Here is a 7,015-nt window from a genome sequence, read left to right as displayed (position 1 = left end):
CTCTTGAAATCCCAAAAAATGCACACTTTTTCCGGTATACCCTTCAAAACCCTTGCACTAATTTCTGTGTTTATCAGCCTCTAACCTTTGATATATCAAGGTTTTAGGTTTATTCAGCAAACCCTATTTATTTATTGTGACATTAATCTCAGTTCAGACTCACTTGGTTAATAATAAATCTTATTATTGACAAAAAAGACAAAATCATAATTTATTATGGGAGAATTACTATCAAAACTGGGTTAATAATTATTTTTGACCAATAATTTCCAATTTCCATAATTTCTGGATTGTCAAAAGCCTACTTAAAATTCCGGCTAATCAATCTAAAATCTAAAATCTAAAATCGAATGACTGGCAGTTTTCTGCTAATGAGTGCAATGGTTAAGCCTGAGAACAACTTGAACACCTTTAAAGAAATTTGCCAAACGTCCAAGCAGATAGAATTTAGCACCATCGCTGCTTGCTGCTATAACAGTCAATATGGCAAACTTCTCCCAGATGCTTTTTACATTCATCTTTCTGCGCTGCATACACTGGATGTCCAACTTCAGCAATATGAAAGTCTAGCTCGCAGTGTCGCACCCCAAGCGGAACTGGCAACAATTGTTAAATTTAGCACGAATAAACCCAAGGTTTCTTACTTATTTTATCCTGATTTTGATACCGATCCTCATCCAGCTTTACATTCTAGTATTCAAGTTGATGTAGAAACTCTGACTTTTAATTTCAGAGATTATACAGATACAGATAATCCGCCTATTCTTCACCGTAAGGAGACTTTTGTTACTCCTGATTATCCTTTGTATGAAGAGTTTGCCAGTTTAACTCGCGCTCAAGTAGCGTTAGGTTTACTCTACAATACTAGGGGTATTGGTACTCGGTTGGGTTGGGAAGAAAAGTTAAAAAGATACGGAGTAGAAATACAGGGACATACTTTAGTTATAAGAAAAAATAACAACACAAATAATAATTCAGCAGATTCAATCCCAACAATACCAAAAATTGAAAGACATAAAGCTGCTATTATCCGTCATGATTTTTCTCGACCTTTGCGTTTAGCTTTAGATGCAGGTTTGTTTGGTTCAGAAACCACCTTTTTTGATTATGGTTGTGGACATGGTGGAGATATGCAGCGCATCGCAGATCAAGGTTATGTCAGTAATGGTTGGGACCCTTATTATTTACCAGACGCTCCCCGCATACCTGCGGATATTGTGAATATTGGTTTTGTGATTAATGTGATTGAAGATCAAGGTGAACGTAGGGAAGCATTAATAAAAGCTTGGGAACTGACGCAAAGAGTTCTGTTGGTATCTGCTCAGGTGTTAATATCAGACTCTCAGAAAGGTGTAATGGCTTATGGTGATGGTGTGATTACTAAGCGTAACACATTTCAAAAATATTATGAACAAGAAGAATTAAAAGTTTACATTGATCAAGTTTTGGAAGTTGATGCTATTCCTATAGCTTTGGGGGTTTATTTTGTTTTTAGAGATCCTGCGGAAACCGAATTATTTCGCGCTTCTCGTTATCGTTCTCGCGCTACTACTCCTAAAGTGAGAGCTTGTATTCAAAAGTTTGAAGAACATCGAGAATTGTTAACACCTTTGATGAATTTTATGACTGAACGGGGTAGAATACCTGGTAAGGGAGAGTTAGCCCAAGAAGAGGAAATTTGTCAACATTTTAGTAGTTTAAGACGAGCTTTCCAAGTGATTATTAAAGCGACAGACTCAGAAGAATGGGAAGCGATCGCAGATAAACGTCGTCAAGATTTATTAGTTTATTTAGCATTAACAAAGTTTAGTCATCGTCCCAGATTATCAAAACTACCGCCAGCAGTTCAAGAAGATGTTCTAGGATTATATAGTAGTTATAAACAGGCGTGTTCAGATGCGGATCAAATGTTAAAAAGTGTGGGAAATACAGAGTTAATTATTCAACGTTGTCAAGAAAGTAAAATTGGGAAAAAATTAAATAATTCTCTTTGGGTTCACATTTCTGCGTTACAAGCACTTGATCCTTTATTACGATTATATGAAGGTTGCGCTAGTCGGACTATTGGTAGGTTAGAAGAAGCAAATGTGATTAAATTCCATTTGCAAACACCAAAGATTTCCTATTTGTGTTATCCTGATTTTGATCATGAACCTCACCCGACATTATATAGATCAATGAAAATTGATTTACGGGATTTACAAGTTACCTATAGAGAATATGATGTTGATGATGATCCGCCGGTATTGCATCAATTAGAAACTTTAGTAACTCCTGATTATCCATTGTATGATAAGTTGGTAAAATTAACGCTTCAGGAAGAGGAAAGAGGACTGTTTGAAAATTGGCAAAGTATTAGTCATCTTTCAGGGTGGCAGAAATGTTTAAAGGAACATTTTACTGTGATTAAGGGATATAAATTATATTGGTGTAAAGATGCTGATCCTTATAAGTTGAAGTTGTTTAAAAATGCTATGAATAATCGGAAGAAAGAGAGAGAAAAGGTGATGGAAGTGGTGGAAAATGGTGATGTTGCGGGGATAGATGGTGAGAGGAATTAGTTGTAGTTTTAGAGGATATTTGAAAAGATGGTTTATAATGAAAAAGTGATTAATGAGGAAATTACAGTATGAGTAATCATAGCAAACAAGTTTATAATTACACCGTTATTCTGGAAAGAGAACAAGAGGGAGGATATCATGCTTTTTGTCCTCTTTTGAAAGGTTGTCATTCTCAAGGAGATACTTTTGAAGAGGCGATCGCTAATATTCAAGAAGCTATTGAATTATATCTTGAAAGTTTAATAGCTGATGGTCAATCTATCCCTAAAGAAGATATTATTGTTAAGCCATTAAGTGTTTTAGTATGAGTATTTTTCCGAGTGTCAAAGCTAAAGAATTTATTAAAGTTATTGAAAAAATAGGTTTTTATTTTGATCGTCAAAAGGGAAGTCACGCGATTTACAAGCATAATGATGGGCGTAGAGTTGTGATTCCTATTCATTCGGGTAAAGATATTAAACAAGGTACTTTAATGGGAATGATTCAAGATGTTGGTATGGATAAAGAAACATTCTTTAATTTGTTAGGAAAATAAGATTTATTGTGACTTCCAAATTAGAACAGTAGGGTAAGTTAGCGACAGCGTAAAGCACCGAATTGATGATATAATTGAGGCGTTACATTGGGTTTGTAGCTTGTTTTGTGAAAAATTATCACCACCCAACGCACCCTACAGGCTTGATATCATTGTTTCCACCATTAATAAATAGTCATTAGCTATTTTTGGTATTTCATTATTTGTCTCAATAATTATTTCTCCCAGGGTATCATAGGCTATTTTATTAATATCATCAATTAGTAAGCTGGGCATGGTAATATTTCTTTCGGCAATTTTTTTGATCGTATCTTGCAGGTTTTCTTGTGTAGCTATTGCTGTTAATATTTCTATTTGATCCTGAGATATTTTTTCTCGGAAGTTTTGCCATTCTAGGTTTCTATCATCTCTCTGATATTGAAATCCTTCATATATTTCAAAAGTGGATTTTAATTGATCTAGTAATTTTTCGGTCTTAGCTATAAGTTCACTGAGTCTGTCCATAGTGTCCATAGTTGAGAATCCATATTTAAAAAGACAATTCTTGAAATAACTCTGTCAAAGGAAGATGAAAATTAGGAATCACATCTTCTCCATCAAGACTATCTTCTAATTGTAAAAGCTGTGATGGTTTAGGTTTGCGATAAACTAATACACATTCTTCATCTGGTAATATCACCCATGCTAAACGAGTTCCATTTTCAAAATACTCTACTAATTTATTATGAATTTCCTCAAAAGTATTATTAGGAGAAATAATTTCTACAGCTAAATCAGGAGCGCCATCAAAAAAACCCTTGGGTAGTCGTTTTAAACCTTGTAATCTTTCTTTATCAATAAAAGCCAGATCAGGGGATCTTTTGTTACCAGTTTTCATTTTAAAAGCAGTGCTAGAATCGCAAGTTATACCAAGTTTATGTTCGCGCACAAAACCAGTTAAAAAATATCCGAGAGTTAGAGCTAAATAACCATGTTCTAAACCTGAATTTGCCACAATAACTAGCTCTCCATCCACATATTCATAAAGATTTCCGTCCTCCTTTAATAACATAAACTGCTCATCTGTCAAAGTTTGATGATTAGCTGAAGGTTGAATTAATTCAAAATTTGTGGTTGTAATTTGTGTCATTAGATTTAACTCCACAGTTAATGATCAGATACCCGACTTCTGATTGATAATATTTCGTAGTGAGGACTTTAGTCCTCAAATGAGGAATAAATTCCTCACTACAAACTAATCAATCATAATAGGAACACAAGCATAATAAAAAATTATACCAAAAATAAAATAATTGTCACCTGATGTTCACTTAATTTTCACTTAATTTTCACCGGGCGATCGCCTCAAACAATTCCCCTAATTCCCAGAAACATCATATCTCCTTCGCCAACTTCACCCAATGCTCAATCCCCTTCTTCGTCGGTTGTCTCACATCCCCAAACGTCCAAATATCCCGTTTATGCTGCAATCCATAACTAACATGAATCGGTCTAGTGCTACCATAAAAATACAAAGAATCAAAAGGTAACTTATGCTGTAAAATCCAATCTACCAAACATTCACTAGGTAAATCTGCAATCATAAAATCACAAGCAGCACCCAATCTTTCACAATAATATTTACCATTCTTGTTAATTTCATAACTGATATGCTGATCTAACTTAGGTGCAACCCGACCATTTTTTTCACCCGTCAATGGATCTTTTTTCTCCAAAAACTTCTTTAAATCAGCAGAACAAAAACCATAAGTTAAAATAAACTTGTCCCTGCCGTAATTATCAATAACAGGATCAATGATCAACTTATTTAAATCTTGTAAAGCCGGAATAGTCTCTAGAATATTCTGAGGGAAAGGGTTGATATATTGAGCATATTTTTGATAAGTCTGAGTACAGGTACAAAAATCTTCTAAAGTCAGGTATTTACCTAGTTTCAGTTCTTTCTCATTCATTCCTAGCACCCTTTAGCAAGTAACATCATCATTGTTTACAGCCACACCCTACATAGACCTATCTAATCTATACAACAGAATTTACCCTCTACTGAATTTATATATTGTATTAGCAGAGTAAATATATTAAATAACTTATCGTTTGTGTTAGGACTGCCAATACATGAAGACCTATGAAATAGTTTCCATAACAAGGTACAAATAACTAAAGAAGGATATTCACAGAAGCAATGCAGTTTTTGAACACAATCAACTTTACAGTTCCCCTATTGGCTAATGCCACAGCCACAGAACCCGTAGACAGTTCAATGGTAGTAGCAGCCGTGCTACTGAGTTTAGTAGTAATTTATTTCGCCAGCAAACTGGGAGGCGAACTATCCAATAAAATCGGTTTACCACCCGTTTTAGGTGAACTCGTTGGTGGCGTGCTAGTCGGTACATCGGTTTTGCATCTGTTGGTATTTCCAGAAGGAGGTACAGACAGTTCCAACTCCTTAATTATGACATTCCTGCAAATCACCGCTGGTTTAACTCCAGAAGCAACTCCCCAGGTTTTTGCAGCACAGTCAGAGGTAATTTCAGTTTTAGCCGAACTGGGTGTAATTATCCTGCTGTTTGAAATTGGCTTGGAATCTAATTTAAAAGACTTAATGGAAGTCGGTATCCAAGCTTTTGTAGTCGCAGTAGTGGGCGTAGTAGTACCCTTTGCCGCAGGTACAGCAGGTTTAATGATCATCTTTGGTATCAGTGCAGTACCCGCAATTTTTGCCGGTGCAGCTTTGACAGCTACCAGTATCGGTATTACCTCCAAAGTGCTATCAGAAATAGGAAGGTTAAATTCCAAAGAAGGCCAGATAATTCTCGGTGCAGCGGTAATAGATGACGTATTGGGAATCATCGTTTTAGCCGTAGTTGCTAGTTTGGCCAAAGATGGCGCAGTAGATGTAAGCAACGTCATTTATTTGATCGTGAGCGCCACAGCTTTTCTGATTGGTGCAGTCATCCTGGGTAACATTTTCAATAAAACCTTTGTAGCGATCGCCGATCTACTCAAAACACGCGGTGGAGTAGTTATCCCAGCGTTCATTTTCGCCTTCATCATGGCCTACATTGCTGATGTCATCAACTTAGAAGCAATTCTGGGAGCATTTGCAGCAGGTTTAGTTCTTGAAGAAACCGATAAACGCAAAGAACTACAAAATCAAGTTCTTCCCATTGCGGATATGCTAGTTCCAGTTTTCTTCGTCGCCGTCGGCGCAAAAACCGACTTAGGAGTTTTAAACCCAGCTATTCCCACCAACAGAGAAGGTTTAATTATGGCAATCTTCCTGATCACAGTCGCCATTATTGGTAAAGTGATCACAGGTTTGGCCGTATTTGGTCAACCAGGTATTAACCGTTTAGCCATCGGTGTGGGTATGATTCCCAGAGGTGAAGTAGGTTTGGTATTTGCCGGTGTTGGTGCAGCTAGTGGCGCTCTCTCAAAACCACTAGGAGCAGCAATTATTATGATGGTAATTCTTACTACCTTCTTAGCTCCTCCTTTGTTAAGATTCGTTTTCCCCGAACCAAAAACCGCCGCTACCGTAGATGGTGCTACTGATCCATCATTAATCGGGAGCAACAGCAAATGATGGCAGAATGGAAATCACCTCAAATTCTCAGGAGAGTCTGAATAAGTAAAAGCAGTCTTTGTCCGGTTTGTGCTTGTCCATAATCAACTATGGACAAGTATCTTTTGGCCAATTTTTTCCATGACCCTGAAACGAGACGCAAGCCCCAGGCTTTTAGACATGGGGATAAGTCGATAGGGACTTTAGTCGCATTAAAGCGATTGATGGGCTTTAGCCACATTCAAAATTGTATAGAATAATTCATCCAATCTTGATTAAAACTTCATGTTATTATACAGGACAATATCGAAAATCAGAAAAATGTCTAATTATGGATGCCAACAACACTTAATC

Annotated in this window: 7 protein-coding genes; 4 read left to right on the top strand and 3 right to left on the bottom strand. The window is 36.5% G+C overall.

Annotated elements, in window-relative coordinates; translation table 11 throughout:
* Positions 1-350 precede the first annotated feature (350 nt).
* From H6F45_RS25750 to H6F45_RS25740, 3 genes are all read left to right on the top strand, one after another.
* Positions 351-2,561: a DNA phosphorothioation-associated putative methyltransferase gene (locus tag H6F45_RS25750; protein ID WP_242052728.1), complete on the top strand. Its 2,211-nt coding sequence runs from the start codon at positions 351-353 to the stop codon at positions 2,559-2,561.
* 68 nt (positions 2,562-2,629) lie between these two features.
* On the top strand, positions 2,630-2,869 hold the full coding sequence (locus H6F45_RS25745; protein WP_096565808.1) for a type II toxin-antitoxin system HicB family antitoxin: 240 nt from the start codon (positions 2,630-2,632) through the stop codon (positions 2,867-2,869).
* A complete protein-coding gene (locus tag H6F45_RS25740) occupies positions 2,866-3,096 on the top strand; it encodes a type II toxin-antitoxin system HicA family toxin (RefSeq protein ID WP_190348770.1) in 231 nt (76 codons plus the stop codon). The genes H6F45_RS25745 and H6F45_RS25740 overlap by 4 nt, the downstream gene beginning before the upstream one ends.
* Positions 3,097-3,231: 135 nt before the next feature.
* Here the strand turns inward: H6F45_RS25740 and H6F45_RS25735 are convergent, their stop codons facing one another.
* The 3 genes from H6F45_RS25735 to H6F45_RS25725 form a co-directional block, all read right to left on the bottom strand.
* Positions 3,232-3,609, bottom strand: a complete 378-nt coding sequence (locus H6F45_RS25735) for a tellurite resistance TerB C-terminal domain-containing protein (protein WP_190348769.1) — start codon at positions 3,607-3,609, stop codon at positions 3,232-3,234.
* Positions 3,610-3,625: 16 nt separating this feature from the next.
* The gene (locus tag H6F45_RS25730; RefSeq protein WP_187039820.1) at positions 3,626-4,225 is read right to left on the bottom strand and encodes a Uma2 family endonuclease; all 600 of its coding nucleotides are present in this window, start codon (positions 4,223-4,225) and stop codon (positions 3,626-3,628) included.
* 244 nt (positions 4,226-4,469) lie between these two features.
* Positions 4,470-5,048 (bottom strand): hypothetical protein, encoded by a 579-nt coding sequence (locus H6F45_RS25725; protein WP_096565812.1) that lies wholly within the window; start codon positions 5,046-5,048, stop codon positions 4,470-4,472.
* Between the two features lie 230 nt (positions 5,049-5,278).
* Here H6F45_RS25725 and H6F45_RS25720 point away from each other — a divergent pair, with 230 nt between their 5' ends.
* Positions 5,279-6,682, top strand: a complete 1,404-nt coding sequence (locus tag H6F45_RS25720; protein ID WP_096565814.1) for a cation:proton antiporter — start codon at positions 5,279-5,281, stop codon at positions 6,680-6,682.
* Positions 6,683-7,015: the final 333 nt, after the last annotated feature.

Source organism: Sphaerospermopsis sp. FACHB-1194 (assembly GCF_014696235.1).
Lineage (GTDB): Bacteria > Cyanobacteriota > Cyanobacteriia > Cyanobacteriales > Nostocaceae > Sphaerospermopsis > Sphaerospermopsis kisseleviana.
Note: the sequence above shows the minus strand (reverse complement) of the source record. Positions and strands in the feature narration are given on the sequence as shown.